Source organism: Cellulomonas fimi, from assembly GCF_028527925.1.
In the GTDB taxonomy this organism is placed as follows: domain Bacteria; phylum Actinomycetota; class Actinomycetes; order Actinomycetales; family Cellulomonadaceae; genus Cellulomonas; species Cellulomonas fimi_C.
Genome location: NZ_JAPESW010000067.1, coordinates 1 through 14786 on the forward strand (window position 1 = coordinate 1; position 14786 = coordinate 14786).

The window sequence follows — 14786 nt, forward strand, 5'->3', positions numbered from 1 at the left end:
TGGCGGCGGCTTCGCCGGTCGTCCCGGTGGCGGCGGTGGTCGTCCCGGCGGCGCCGGTCGCGGCTCCACGCAGGGTGCGTTCGGTCGCGCCGGTGGGCGCCCCGTCCGCGGGCGGAAGTCGAAGCGTGCGAAGCGCCAGGAGTTCGAGGCGATGCAGGCCCCGTCGCTCGGCGGCGTCAGCGTCCCGCGCGGCAACGGCTCGACCGTCATCCGCCTGCGGCACGGCTCGTCCCTGAACGACTTCGCCGACAAGATCGACGCCAACCCGGCGGCCCTCGTGACGGTGCTGTTCCACCTCGGTGAGATGGCGACCGCGACGCAGTCGCTCGACGAGGACACCTTCGGGACCCTCGCGGCCGAGCTCGGCTACGTCGTCGAGATGGTGTCGGCCGAGGAGGAGGACCGCGAGCTGCTCGGGTCCTTCGACATCGACCTGGACGCCGAGCTCGAGGCCGAGGGCGACGACGAGCTGCAGCCCCGTCCGCCGGTCGTGACCGTCATGGGTCACGTCGACCACGGCAAGACCAAGCTCCTCGACGCGATCCGGTCCACGGACGTCGTCGCGGGCGAGGCCGGCGGCATCACGCAGCACATCGGTGCCTACCAGGTCACCAAGACGCACGAGGGCAACGACCGTCCGATCACGTTCATCGACACCCCGGGTCACGAGGCGTTCACCGCCATGCGTGCCCGTGGTGCGCAGGTCACCGACATCGCGATCCTCGTGGTCGCGGCGGACGACGGCGTGATGCCCCAGACGATCGAGGCGCTCAACCACGCGCAGGCCGCCAACGTGCCGATCGTGGTCGCGGTGAACAAGGTGGACAAGGAGGGGGCCAACCCCGCCAAGATCCGCCAGCAGCTCACCGAGTACAACCTCGTGGCCGAGGAGTACGGCGGCGACACCATGTTCGTCGACGTGTCGGCGAAGCAGAACATGGGCATCGACGAGCTCCTCGAGGCCGTGCTCCTCACGGCCGACGCGTCGCTCGACCTGCGGGCCAACCCCGACAAGGACGCGCGCGGTGTCGCCATCGAGGCGAACCTCGACAAGGGCCGCGGCTCGGTCGCGACCGTCCTGGTCCAGTCGGGCACGCTGCACGTCGGTGACGCGATCGTCGCGGGCACGGCCCACGGCCGCGTCCGTGCGATGTTCGACGAGCACGGCAACGCGCTCACCGAGGCCGGCCCGGCCCGTCCGGTGCAGGTCCTCGGCCTCGCGTCGGTGCCGAGCGCGGGCGACACGTTCCTCGTGGCGCCCGACGAGCGGACCGCACGTCAGATCGCCGAGAAGCGCGAGGCCGCCGAGCGTGCCGCCCTCCTGGCCAAGCGCCGCAAGCGCATCAGCCTCGAGGACTTCACGCAGGCGCTCGCCCAGGGCAAGGTCGAGACCCTCAACCTCGTCCTCAAGGGCGACGTGTCGGGTGCCGTCGAGGCGCTCGAGGACGCGCTGCTCAAGATCGACGTCGGCGAGGAGGTCGACCTGCGCGTCATCCACCGCGGTGTGGGTGCCATCACGCAGAACGACGTCAACCTGGCGACGGTCGACAACGCGATCATCATCGGCTTCAACGTGAAGTTCGCGGAGCGCGTCGAGGACCTGGCCGACCGCGAGGGCGTCGACGTGCGCTTCTACTCGGTCATCTACCAGGCGATCGACGACGTCGAGGCCGCGCTCAAGGGCATGCTCAAGCCGGAGTACGAGGAGGTCCAGCTCGGCACCGCGGAGATCCGCGAGATCTTCCGGTCGTCGAAGTTCGGCAACATCGCCGGTTCGATCGTGCGCTCGGGCGAGATCCGACGGAACTCGAAGGCGCGCGTCCTGCGCAACGGCAAGGTCATCGGGGACAACCTCACGATCGAGTCGCTCAAGCGGTTCAAGGACGACGCCACCGAGGTCCGCGAGGGCTACGAGTGCGGTATCGGTCTCGGGTCGTACAACGACCTGCAGGTCGAGGACATCATCGAGACGTGGGAGCTGCGCGAGAAGCCTCGCGCCTGATCCCGCACAGCGGCCGGGCTCGGTGCCCTGTCCGCGGCCTTCCGGCCGCCTCGCCCCTCGCGGGGCGAGGCGGCTGCCAGACCCATCACGGCCGCGGACAGGGCACCGAGCCCTCCGTTCGTCCGCATGCCAGGCTTTCGCGTGAAGGCGAAGAGAGGAAGGACGTGTCATGGCTGACACTGCACGGGCCAGGAAGCTGGCGGAGCGGATCCAGCAGGTCGTCGCGCAGATGCTCGACACGCGCATCAAGGACCCGCGCCTCGGGTTCGTCACCGTCACGGACGTGCGCGTGACCGGCGACCTGCAGCACGCCGACGTGTTCTACACGGTGTACGGCGACGACGAGGCCCGCGAGGGCAGCGCGAAGGCGCTCGAGAGCGCGAAGGGCGTCATCCGCTCGGAGGTCGGCAAGCAGACCGGCATCCGGCTGACCCCGACGCTCGCGTTCCACCTGGACGCGGTGCCGGAGACGGCGGCGCACCTCGACGCGGCGCTCGTCGAGGCGGCGCGCCGGGACGCCGAGGTCGCGGCCCTCGCCGCGCAGGCGTCGTACGCGGGGGAGGCGGACCCGTACCGCCGTCCCGGCGACGAGGACGAGGACGCCGAGGCCTGACGGGCCGCGTCCTCCGACCGAGGACACAGCGAGCCCCGACGGGCCGCGCCACCTGACGACGACGAGCCCCCGACCGGTGCGGAACCGGTCGGGGGCTCGTCGCGTCGTGCGGGTGTCAGTGCGCGGCGACCCCCGTGACGCCCCGGCCGGTGCCGCGGGGCATCGCGAGCGCGATGACCGCCCCGACGCCGACGATCGCGGCGGCGGCGAGCATCGCCGGCTGCAGCCCGGCGGTGTAGCCCGCGGGCGTGAGCGTGCCGTCGGCGGCCTGGAAGACCGCGACCAGGACCGCGACGCCGAGCGCGCCGCCGAGCTCACGGATGGTCGCGTTGACGGAGCTCGCGGTGCCGTGGTCGTCGGCGCCCATGTCGGCGAGCACCGCGGTCGCGCTGGGCGCGAACGTCAGGCCCATGCCGACGCCGGCGAGGACGAGGCCCGGCACCAGGTCGGCGTAGACGACGTCGCCGCCGACGAGCAGCCCCTGCCACGCGAGCCCGGCGGCCTGGAGCGCGAGGCCGGCCGTGAGCAGCGGGCGGACGCCGATCCGGGGCGCCAGCAGCCCCGCGACGGGTGCGACGAGCATGGGGGCCGCGGTCCACGGCAGCGTGCGCAGGCCCGCCTCGAGCGGCGAGTAGCCGAGCCCGACCTGGAGGTACTGCGACAGCAGGAACACGATCCCGAACACGCCGACCGAGAACAGCAGCGCGGTCGCGTTGGCGACGCTGAACGAACGGACGCGGAACAGGCGCAGCGGCACGAGCGGGTGGTCCGTGCGGGACTCGCGGCGCAGGAAGGCGGCGAGGAGCACCGCGCCGAGGACGAGCCCGCCGACGACGCGCGCCGAGCCCCACCCGTCGTCGTTGCCGCGGATGATGGCCCACACGGTCGACAGCACGCCGGTGCCGGCGAGGAGCAGGCCGGGCACGTCGAGCGGCTGGCGACGGCCGTGCGACTCCGGCAGCGCCCAGCGGACGAGCGGGATCGCGACGATCGCGACGGGGACGTTGATCCAGAAGATGGCCTGCCACGCGATGCCGTCGACGACGGCGCCGCCGATGACGGGGCCCAGCGCGACGCCGAGGCCGGACACCGCGCCCCAGATGCCGATGGCCATCGCGCGCCTCGCGGCTGGCACGGACCCGGCGAGGAGGGTGAGGGACAGCGGCATGACGGCGGCCGCGCCCGCTCCCTGGACGGCGCGGGCGGCGATGAGGGTGCCGGCGTCGGTCGCGAGCGCGGAGGCGATCGAGGCGAGCGCGAAGACGGCGATGCCGGCGACGAACACCCGGCGGCGGCCGAGCCGGTCGCCGAGCGTCGCGGCGGCGATCATGAGGCTCGCGAACGACAGCGTGTAGGCGTTGACCATCCACTGCAGCTGCTCGAGCGACGCCGACAGCTCGACCTGCAGGACGGGGAGCGCAGTCGTCATGACGAGGTTGTCGAGCGTCGCCATGAACATCGGCAGGGAGGCGGCGACGAGCGCGACGCCGACCGGGACGGCGCGACCGGGCCGGCGGCCGACGGGCTGCTCCGTCGTGGTCGGAGCCGGTGTGGCGCTCGGGGGAGGTGCGGTGGCGGTGGAGGTCACGTCGACTCCTCGGGCTTGTTGGCATTGAGTGATTACTAACAAGAGCGAACGTAGGCATCGGCTGATAACCTGTCAAGGTGCCGTCCACGACCGACCAGACCAGCGCCCCGCAGCGCATGACCGGCGCGGCGCGACGCGAGCAGATCCTCGCCGCCGCCCGCCGGGTCTTCGCCGAGGGTGGTTACGCCGCCTCGACCGACGAGGTCGCCCGCGCCGCGGGGGTGTCGCAGCCGTACGTCGTACGGCTCTTCGGCTCCAAGCGCGAGCTCTTCCTCGAGACCTACCGGCAGGCGAGCGCCCAGATCCTCGCGACGCTCGGCAGCGTGCCCGCGGGACCCGACGCGGGGAAGCTCATGGGCGACGCGTACGTCGGACTGCTGGACGACCGGGACCTGCTCCGTCTGCTCATGCACGGCTTCATCGCCGGGGCCGACGAGGAGGTCGGCCGCGTCGCGCGGCACACGCTCGGCGAGGCGTTCCGGCTGTTCCGCGAGCGCGCGGGCGGGACCGAGGACGAGGCGCGGGTGTTCGTCGCGCAGGGCATGCTCATCAACGTGCTCCTGGCCGTGGACGCGCACCGGCACCCGGGGGAGGACGACGGCATGGACGGCCTCGTCCTGTGCACCCTCGACCGCATCGCGCGCCCGTCGTGAACCGCCCGACCCCCACCGGCCCGCGTCGTCCGACCGCCGCCGACGGGCTCGTCGTCGTCGACAAGCCTCAGGGCTGGACCAGCCACGACGTCGTCGCCCGCACGCGCCGCCTCGCGGCGACCCGCAAGGTGGGGCACGCCGGCACGCTCGACCCCATGGCCACGGGTGTCCTCGTGCTCGGCGTCGGACGCGCGACGAAGCTGCTCACCTACGTCGTCGGTGCGGACAAGGAGTACACCGCGACCGTCCGGCTCGGCGTCGCGACGACGACCGACGACGCCGAGGGCGAGGTCGTGGCCGTCCGTGACGCGTCCGGGATCTCCGACGCGGCGCTCGACGCCGCGGTCGCCGCGCTGACCGGGCCCATCCTGCAGGTGCCCAGCTCCGTGTCGGCCATCAAGGTCGCCGGTGAACGGGCGTACGCGCGCGTCCGGGCGGGGGAGCAGGTCGAGCTCGCCGCGCGACCCGTGACGGTGTCGCGCTTCGACGTGCACGCGCGCAGGTCCGTGGTGGTCGAGGGGACGGCCGCGCTCGACGTCGACGTCACCGTCGTCTGCTCGTCGGGGACGTACGTGCGCGCGCTCGCGCGCGACGTGGGCGCCGCGCTCGGGGTCGGCGGGCACCTCACGGCCCTGCGCCGCACGCGCGTCGGCGGCTTCGGTCTCGACGTCGCGCGGACGCTCGAGGAGCTCGCCGCCGAACCGGAGGACGCGCCGCTCGCGGTGCTCGCGCTCGCGGACGCGGCGCGGGCGACGTTCCCGGTCCGCGAGCTCACCGAGGCCGAGGTGCGCGCGGTCTCGTACGGGCAGTCGCTGGCACCGGTCGCGGGCGCACCGGACGGGACGGTCGCGGCCGTGGCACCCGACGGGACGCTCGTCGCGCTCGTCGAGGAGAGGGGCCCGCGCGTGCGGCCTGTCCTCGTGTTCGCGCCTGCGTCGTGACGTCCTGGCGTCGCGGCTCGCCCGGCCGCTCGCGCGGTTGGTCACGCTTCGGTCACCTAATCGTTTTTGTCGGATCGATTCGCTTCTCCTGGCCCGCCCCGCCTGCCTAACCTGCCGCCGCCGCACCGGTGCTCCCGCCACGCGATGGGAGCGCTCCTACGACAGGGGAGACAGAGTGGTTTCTCGCACGTCATCACACGCGCGCACGGGCGTGACGGCCGTCGTCGCGACGGTCGCGCTCACGCTGGCAGGAAGCGGCACGGCGCTCGCCGCGTCGCAGATCGGGGAGGGGACCTTCGAGTCCGGCGCCGAGGGCTGGGTGACCTACGGCACCGACGGGCCGATCGACACGAGCACCGGCGCCCTGTGCGTCGACGTGCCGGCCGGGTCGGCGCAGTACGGCGTCGGCGTCGTGCTCAACGGCGTCGCGATCGAGCAGGGCTCGACCTACACGCTCGCCTACACGGCCAGCGCCTCGACGGACGTGACGATCCGCGCGCTGGTCGGCCAGAACGGCGCGCCCTACGGCACCGTGCTCGACACGAGCCCCGCCCTCACGTCCGACCCGCGCGAGGTCAGCGAGACGTTCACCGCGTCCGCGACGTACCCCGCGACGCCCGCTCCCGACGACCCCGAGGGGCAGATCGCGTTCCAGCTCGGTGGGTTCAGCGCCGACGCGTGGACCTTCTGCCTCGACGACGTGTCGCTGACGTCCGACGTCGAGCTGCTGTCGCACACGTCGTTCGCCGAGTCGCTCGGCCCGTGGTCGCTGTACGGCACGAGCGACCCCGTCTTCGCCGACGGCCGCATGTGCGTGGACCTCCCGGGCGGCCAGACCAACCCCTGGGACGCGGGCCTGTCCTACAACGGCCTGCCCGTCGACGAGGGCGAGAACTACGTCCTCTCCTTCACGGCCTCCGCGACACCCGACATGCCGGTGCGCGTCATCGTCGGCGAGGGCGGCGGCGCCTACCGGACCGCGTTCGAGCAGGGCTCCGCACCGCTCACCGGTGAGCCGACGACGCTCGAGTACGCGTTCACGTCGAACCTGACGTTCCCGCCCGACGGATCCGCGCCGGGCCAGCTCGCGTTCCACCTGGGCAAGGCCGCGCCGTACGAGTTCTGCATCTCGGACGTGTCGCTGAAGACGTCCGCGACGCCGCCGCCCGGGTACGAGCCCGACACCGGCCCGCGCGTGCGCGTCAACCAGGTGGGCTACCTGCCGTTCGGCCCGAAGCGCGCGACGCTCGTCACCGACACGGCCGACGCCGTGGCGTGGGAGCTGCACGACGCGGACGGCGACGTCGTCGCCGACGGGACGAGCGAGCCGCGCGGCGTCGAGGCGTCGGCCGAGCAGGCCGTGCACGTCATCGACTTCTCGGACGTGACCACCGAGGGCGAGGGCTGGACGCTCGTCGCGGACGGGGAGACGAGCCGGCCGTTCGACATCGCGGCCGACCTCTACCAGCAGCTCCGGTACGACGCGCTCAACTACTTCTACCTCGCGCGCTCGGGCACCGAGATCGAGGCCGACGTCGTGGGCGAGGAGTACGCCCGCGAGGCCGGGCACGTCGGCGTGGCGCCCAACCAGGGCGACACGGACGTCCCCTGCATCGGCCCGCGCGACTACTACGACGGGTGGACCTGCGACTACCGGCTCGACGTGAGCGGCGGCTGGTACGACGCCGGCGACCACGGCAAGTACGTCGTCAACGGCGGCATCGCGGTCGGTCAGCTGCTGCAGACCTACGAGCGTGCGCTGCACGCGGGCACGGCCGACGCGCTCGCCGACGGCACGCTCGACGTGCCCGAGCACGGCAACGACGTGCCCGACGTGCTCGACGAGGCGCGCTGGGAGCTCGAGTGGATGCTCTCGATGATCGTGCCCGAGGGCGAGTACGCGGGCATGGTCCACCACAAGGTGCACGACGAGGGCTGGACCGGCCTGCCGCTGCTCCCGGCCGACGACCCGCAGGTGCGCTCGCTGCACCGGCCGTCGACCGCGGCGGCGCTCAACCTCTCCGCGGTCGCCGCGCAGGGGGCGCGGCTGTTCGAGCCCTACGACCCGGCGTTCGCCGAGACGCTGCTCGACGCCGCACGCTCGACGTGGGCCGCCGCGCAGGCGCACCCGGCGCTCTACGCGCCCGGCGAGGCCGGTGCGGACGGCGGTGGCGCGTACAACGACTCCGAGGTGTCCGACGAGTTCTACTGGGCCGCCGCGGAGCTGTACCTCACGACCGGCGAGGACGCGTTCGCGCAGGCCGTGACGTCGTCGCCGCTCCACACGGCGAACGTCTTCACGGCGGACGGGTTCAGCTGGGGGAGCGTCGCCGCGCTGGGCCGGCTCGACCTCGCGACGGTGCCCAACGCGCTGCCGGACCGCGACGACATCCGCGGCTCGGTGGTCTGGGGCGCCGAGCAGTACGTCGCGGCACAGGCGGACCAGGGCTTCGGCTCGCTCTACTCGCCGCCCGGCGGCCAGTACGTCTGGGGCTCGAGCTCGCAGGTCGCGAACAACCTGGTCGTCGTCGCCACGGCGTACGACATCACGGGCGACGCCAAGTTCCGCGCGTCGACGCTCGAGGGGCTCGACTACCTGCTGGGCCGCAACGCGCTCAACCAGTCCTACGTGACGGGCTGGGGCGAGGTCGCCTCGCACCAGCAGCACAGCCGGTGGTTCGCGCACCAGCTCGACCCGTCGCTGCCGAGCCCGCCGCCCGGCTCGCTCGCGGGCGGCCCGAACTCGCAGTCCGCGACCTGGGACCCGACGACGAAGGCCGCCTTCCCGGCGGGCTGCGCGCCCTCGGCGTGCTACGTCGACGAGATCCAGGCGTGGTCGACCAACGAGATCACGGTGAACTGGAACTCGGCGCTGTCCTGGGTCGCGTCGTGGGTCGCCGACCAGGGCGCCGGCGAGCCGGCGGCCGTGGCGCCGACGGTCACGCAGCAGCCCTCCGACGTCACGGTCCGTGCCGGCACCGACGCCACGTTCACCGCGGCGGCGACGGGTGCGCCCGCGCCGACCGTGCAGTGGCAGGTGCGCGGCGCCCGTGGCGGCTGGAAGGACGTCACCGGTGCGACCAGCACGACGCTCACCGTGCGGGCGACCGGCAAGACGGACGGCAACCGCTACCGGGCGGTGTTCACCAACGCGTCCGGCACGGCCGAGTCCGCGGCCGCGCGGCTCACGGTCCGACGGGCGGCGCCCGTGGTGACGCAGCACCCGAGCGACGTGAAGGCGCGCCTCGGCAGCGTCGCCACGTTCCGCGCCGCCGCCGACGGGTACCCCGAGCCGCGCGTCACGTGGCAGGTGCGGTGGGCCGGCCGGTCGTGGCACACCATCCCGGGTGCGACGTCGACCACCCTGCGCGTGCCGGTGACGGTGCTCGCGGCGACGACGCAGTACCGCGCGGTGTTCACGAGCACCGAGGGGTCGGCGCGCACCGAGGCGGCGTCGCTCCTCATCGACCGGCCCCGCAGCTGACGGACGGTCCTCGACGGCGCGCGGTCGACCTCCGGTCGGCCGCGCGCCGTCGGCGTGCCCGGAGCGTGCGAACGACCGGTCGCCGCGCGCACCGAGGGCCGCCGTGGAGCGTCCGTCGTCGGGACCGTCGCCAGCCGCACGTCGCGGCGGTGGCATGATCCTCCCTGTGCAGCGCTGGAACGACCTCGCGGACGTCCCGTCCGGGTTCGGCCCGTCGGTCGTGACCATCGGCAACTTCGACGGTGTCCACCGGGGGCACGTCAGCGTCCTCACACGGATGTGCGCCGACGCGCGCGCGGTCGGTGCGCGGGCCGTGGCGGTGACCTTCACGCCGCACCCGCTCCAGGTGCACCGTCCGGACAGCGCCCCCGAGCTCATCACGGGCGACGAGGACCGCCTCGAGCTGCTCGAGGAGACCGGTCTCGACGCGGTCCTGCTGCTGCCGTACACGCTCGAGTTCGCGCGGCAGACGCCGCAGGAGTTCGTCGAGCGGTACCTGGTCGACGGGCTGCGCACGCGCACCGTGGTCGTCGGCCGCGACGTGCGCTTCGGATGGCAGAACTCGGGCGACCTGTCGACCATGGTCGCGCTCGGCGAGCGGTACGGGTTCGACGTCGAGGTGATCGAGGACGTCACGCCCGCGCCGGCGGCCGACCCGGGCAGCCCCGAGGACCATGCCGCGGACCCGCTGCGCCGCCGCTGGTCGTCCACGTGGGCCCGCGAGCTGCTCGAGGCGGGCGACGTCGTGCAGGCGGCGCGCGTGCTCGGCCGTCCGCACCGCGTGCGCGGGACCGTCGTGCACGGCGACGCGCGGGGTCGTGAGCTCGGCTACCCGACCGCGAACCTCGGCGGCGACCTCACCGGGATGGTCCCGGCCGACGGTGTCTACGCGGGGTGGCTGCGCCGCGTGCGGCACGCCGACGGCACGCCCGTGACCTCGGAGGACCCCGATCGCGTGCTGCCGGCCGCGGTGTCGATCGGCACCAACCCGACGTTCGACGGGCAGGAGCGCCGCGTCGAGGCGTACGTGCTCGACCGCGACGACCTCGACCTGTACGACGAGCAGGTCGTCGTCGAGCTCGTCGAGCGCCTGCGCCCCACGCTGCGGTTCGACTCGGTCGACGCGCTGCTCGAGCGGATGAGCGAGGACGTCGCGCAGGTCCGCACGGTCCTCGCGGGTGCTGCGACCGCCCGACCGGGCGCTGCAGCCGGCTGACCGGCGGGCGGCCGGCTGACCGGGGGGTGCGAACCGCCTGGTACGATGGTCGACGCCGTCAGAACGGCCGCGGAACGAGAGAGCCCGGGTGGACATGCCCCGGAGCACCGCGCAACGAGACAACCTGGAGAACCGTGTCCCTGGACAGCGCCACCAAGCAGGCCATCATGACCGAGTACGCGACGCACGAGGGCGACACCGGTTCGCCGGAGGTGCAGATCGCCGTCCTGACCCAGCGGATCAAGGACCTGACGGAGCACCTCAAGGAGCACAAGCACGACCACCACAGCCGTCGCGGCCTGCTGCTGCTCGTCGGTCGTCGTCGTCGTCTTCTCGGGTACCTGCAGAAGGTCGACATCAACCGCTACCGCTCGATCATCGAGCGCCTCGGCCTGCGCCGTTGAGCCTCCGGACCAGCCCGGACCCGCGACAGGGTCCGGGCTGGTCCGATGTTCGCCCCGGTCGGGCCTGACCGTCCGGCCGGCGTGCCTCCCGCACGACCAGCACCACCCGCACGACCCAGCACCATCCACCGCGTCGGCCCGCTCGTCCGGTCCTCGGTAGTGGCCCCCGGAGCCCTCGGCTCCGAGGACCACGGTCGAAGACCGCCGCGGCCGGCCGGCGCCTTCGTAGAACGAGGAGGGCACCCGTGGAGGGTCCCGAGATCCAGTTCGCCGAGGCCGTCATCGACAACGGCCGCTTCGGCACCCGCACCGTCCGCTTCGAGACGGGCCGCCTGGCCAAGCAGGCCGCCGGCTCGGCCGCCGCCTACCTGGACGGCGACACGATGCTCCTGTCGGCCACGACGGCCGGCAAGCACCCCAAGGACCAGTTCGACTTCTTCCCGCTGACGATCGACGTCGAGGAGCGGCAGTACGCCGCCGGCAAGATCCCGGGCTCCTTCTTCCGTCGCGAGGGCCGTCCCTCGACCGAGGCGATCCTCGCGTGCCGCCTCGTCGACCGCCCGCTGCGCCCGCTGTTCGTCAAGGGCCTGCGCAACGAGGTCCAGGTCGTCATCACGGTCCTCGCGATCCACCCGGACGACGCGTACGACGTCCTCGCGATCAACGCCGCGTCGATCTCGACGCAGCTCTCCGGCCTGCCCTTCTCGGGCCCGGTCGGTGGCGTGCGCATCGCGCTCGTCGACGGCCAGTGGGTCGCGTTCCCGCGCTACTCCGAGCGTGAGCGTGCGACGTTCGACATGGTCGTCGCCGGTCGTGTCGTCGGCGACGACGTGGCCATCGCCATGATCGAGGCCGAGGCGCCCGAGAAGTCGTGGAACCTCATCCAGGAGGGTGCGACCGCGCCCACCGAGGAGATCGTCGCGCAGGGCCTGGAGGCCGCGAAGCCGTTCATCCGCGTGCTCGTCGAGGCGCAGCAGGAGCTCGCCGCGAAGGCCGCCAAGGAGACCCAGGTCTTCCCGACGTTCCCGGACTACCAGGACGACGCGTATGCCGCGGTCGAGGCCGCGTCCTCGACGCCGCTCGGCGCCGCGCTGTCCATCGCGGACAAGCAGACCCGCGAGAACCGCCTCGACGAGATCAAGGCCGAGGTCCTCGCGGGCCTCGCCGAGCAGTTCGAGGGCCGCGAGAAGGAGCTCTCCGCCGCCTACCGGTCGGTGCAGAAGAAGCTCATCCGCCAGCGCATCCTCACGGACGGCTTCCGCATCGACGGCCGTGGCCTGCGGGACATCCGCACGCTCTCGGCCGAGGTCGAGGTCCTGCCCCGCGTGCACGGCTCCGCGATCTTCGAGCGCGGCGAGACGCAGATCCTCGGCGTCACGACGCTCAACATGCTCCGCATGGAGCAGCAGCTCGACACGCTCTCCCCGGAGACGCGCAAGCGGTACATGCACAACTACAACTTCCCGCCCTACTCGACGGGTGAGACGGGCCGCGTCGGCTCGCCGAAGCGCCGCGAGATCGGCCACGGCGCGCTCGCCGAGCGGGCGCTCATGCCCGTGCTGCCGAGCCGCGAGGAGTTCCCCTACGCGATCCGCCAGGTGTCCGAGGCCCTCGGCTCCAACGGCTCGACGTCCATGGGCTCGGTGTGCGCGTCCACGCTGTCGCTGCTCAACGCGGGTGTGCCGCTGCGCGCGCCCGTCGCGGGCATCGCGATGGGCCTCGTGTCCGACACGGTCGACGGTGAGACCCGCTACGCGGCGCTCACCGACATCCTGGGCGCCGAGGACGCGTTCGGCGACATGGACTTCAAGGTCGCCGGCACGCGCGAGTTCGTCACCGCGATCCAGCTCGACACCAAGCTCGACGGCATCCCCGCGTCGGTCCTGGCCGGCGCGCTGACGCAGGCCAAGGAGGCGCGCCTCGCGATCCTCGACGTCATCGCCGAGGCGATCGACGTCCCGGACGAGATGAGCCCGTTCGCGCCGCGCGTCATCACGGTGAAGGTCCCGGTCGACAAGATCGGCGAGGTCATCGGCCCCAAGGGCAAGATGATCAACCAGATCCAGGAGGAGACCGGCGCCGACATCTCGATCGAGGACGACGGCACGGTCTACATCGGCGCCACCGACGGTCCGTCGGCGGAGGCCGCGCGGGCGGCGATCAACGCGATCGCGAACCCGCACATGCCCGAGGTGGGCGAGCGCTTCGTCGGCACCGTCGTGAAGACGACGACGTTCGGCGCGTTCGTGTCGCTCTCGCCGGGCAAGGACGGCCTGCTGCACATCTCGCAGATCCGCAAGCTCGTCGGCGGCAAGCGCGTCGAGAACGTCGAGGACGTCCTGTCCATCGGGCAGAAGGTCCAGGTCGAGATCGGCGAGATCGACCCGCGCGGCAAGCTCTCGCTGCACGCGGTGATCGAGGAGAACGCCGAGGGTGCGGACGCGACGACGGACGCCGCCGCGGCGCCCGCCGACGCCTGACGTGCCGCTGGACCTCCCGCTCGTCGGCCCCGGGCTCCCCGGGGCGGAGCAGACCGCCGGGCAGGACGGCGACGCCATCGTGCGTCGTTCCGTCCTGCCCGGCGGGGTCCGCGTCGTCACCGAGCAGATGCCCGGCCTGCGCTCCGCGACCGTCGGGGCGTGGGTCGGCGTCGGCTCGCGCGACGAGGAGTCGGGCCACTTCGGCTCGACGCACTTCCTCGAGCACCTGCTCTTCAAGGGCACGGCCCGCAGGTCTGCGATGGACATCGCCGAGGCGTTCGACGCCGTCGGTGGCGAGGCCAACGCGGCGACCGGCAAGGAGCACACGTGCTACTACGCGCGCGTGCTCGACACCGACCTGCCCATGGCGGTCGACGTCATCGCAGACATGGTGACCTCGGCGCGGATCGACGCCGACGAGCTCGAGACCGAGCGCGGCGTCATCCTCGAAGAGCTCGCCATGAACGACGACGACCCGAGCGACGTCGTGCACGAGCAGTTCGCGACCGCGGTGCTCGGCGCGCACCCGCTCGGCCGCCCCATCGGCGGGACGCCCGACACGATCCGCGCGGTCCCGCGCGACGCCGTCTGGGAGCACTACCGCTGGCACTACACGCCGTCGACGCTCGTCGTCACCGCGGCCGGGGGAGTCGACCACGACGTCCTGTGCGCCCAGGTGGCCGACGCGCTCGCGACCGGCGGCTGGTCCCTGGACGGTGACGCCGTGCCGACCGGTCGTCGCCCGGTGACGTCGCGCGCGCTGCTCGCGGGCTCGGCCGGCATCCCCGGCGAGGGCGTCGAGCTGACCGTGCGCCGGCACACCGAGCAGGCCAACGTCATCGTCGGCGGCACCGCGCTCACCGCGACCGACGACCGCCGCTTCACGCTCTCGGTGCTCAACGCGGTCCTGGGCGGCGGCATGTCGTCGCGCCTGTTCCAGGAGATCCGCGAGAAGCGCGGCCTCGCGTACTCGACGTACTCCTACGCGTCCGGGCACGCCGACACGGGCGTCTTCGGGCTGTACGCCGGCTGCGCGCCGGGCAAGGTCGACGAGGTCGTCGCGCTCATGGTCGCCGAGTGGGAGCGGCTCGCGCAGGACGGCATCACGCCCGCGGAGCTCGAGCGGTCCCGCGGCCAGCTGGCCGGCGGCCTCGTGCTCGGCATGGAGGACACCGGGTCGCGCATGAGCCGCCTCGGCAAGGCCGAGCTCGTCCACGGCGAGCTGCTGAGCATCGACGAGTCGCTCGACCGCATCCGCGCGGTCACCGCCGCGGACGTGCAGGAGCTCGCGGTCGAGCTCGCGTCCCGCCCGCGCTCCGTGGTGCGCGTCGGACCGTTCGGCGACTGACGGCGCCCGCACCCCGGCCGGAGCCGCTCGTCTCACCCGCCCGCCGGGCCGATCGGC

The 14786-nt window shown here is 73.0% G+C and carries 10 protein-coding genes; 9 read left to right on the forward strand and 1 reads right to left on the reverse strand.

All coding sequences use genetic code 11. The features are described 5' to 3' along the window. Together infB and rbfA are read left to right on the forward strand one after the other, a co-directional pair. The coding region (infB, locus tag OMK64_RS18665; RefSeq protein ID WP_272729860.1) for a translation initiation factor IF-2 at nt 1–2002 on the forward strand (2002 nt) is incomplete at its 5' end. A gap of 169 nt (nt 2003–2171) precedes the next feature. Continuing rightward, nucleotides 2172–2615, forward strand: a complete 444-nt coding sequence (gene rbfA, locus OMK64_RS18670; protein ID WP_272729861.1) for a 30S ribosome-binding factor RbfA — start codon at nt 2172–2174, stop codon at nt 2613–2615. Between the two features lie 115 nt (nt 2616–2730). On the opposite strand, the gene OMK64_RS18675 is transcribed toward rbfA, so the two are convergent. Beyond that, complete coding sequence (locus OMK64_RS18675; RefSeq protein ID WP_272729862.1) at nt 2731–4203, reverse strand: DHA2 family efflux MFS transporter permease subunit; 1473 nt, start codon at nt 4201–4203, stop codon at nt 2731–2733. Nucleotides 4204–4280: 77 nt separating this feature from the next. Between OMK64_RS18675 and OMK64_RS18680 the strand changes: the two genes are divergently transcribed. From OMK64_RS18680 to OMK64_RS18710, 7 genes are all read left to right on the forward strand, one after another. Further along, nucleotides 4281–4856, forward strand: coding sequence for a TetR/AcrR family transcriptional regulator (locus OMK64_RS18680; protein WP_272729863.1), 576 nt, complete (start codon nt 4281–4283; stop codon nt 4854–4856). After that, the gene (gene truB / locus OMK64_RS18685) at nt 4853–5797 is read left to right on the forward strand and encodes a tRNA pseudouridine(55) synthase TruB (protein ID WP_272729864.1); all 945 of its coding nucleotides are present in this window, start codon (nt 4853–4855) and stop codon (nt 5795–5797) included. The genes OMK64_RS18680 and truB overlap by 4 nt, the downstream gene beginning before the upstream one ends. A gap of 175 nt (nt 5798–5972) precedes the next feature. Next, complete coding sequence (locus OMK64_RS18690; RefSeq protein ID WP_272729865.1) at nt 5973–9281, forward strand: glycoside hydrolase family 9 protein; 3309 nt, start codon at nt 5973–5975, stop codon at nt 9279–9281. A gap of 154 nt (nt 9282–9435) precedes the next feature. Then, entirely contained in the window at nt 9436–10497 is a 1062-nt protein-coding gene (locus OMK64_RS18695; protein WP_272729866.1) for a bifunctional riboflavin kinase/FAD synthetase, read from the forward strand. Between the two features lie 134 nt (nt 10498–10631). Continuing rightward, nucleotides 10632–10901, forward strand: a complete 270-nt coding sequence (gene rpsO / locus OMK64_RS18700) for a 30S ribosomal protein S15 (RefSeq protein WP_013770699.1) — start codon at nt 10632–10634, stop codon at nt 10899–10901. 245 nt (nt 10902–11146) lie between these two features. After that, entirely contained in the window at nt 11147–13381 is a 2235-nt protein-coding gene (locus OMK64_RS18705) for a polyribonucleotide nucleotidyltransferase (RefSeq protein ID WP_272729867.1), read from the forward strand. Between the two features lies 1 nt (nt 13382). Further along, nucleotides 13383–14729, forward strand: a complete 1347-nt coding sequence (locus OMK64_RS18710) for a M16 family metallopeptidase (protein WP_272729868.1) — start codon at nt 13383–13385, stop codon at nt 14727–14729. Nucleotides 14730–14786 lie beyond the last annotated feature (57 nt).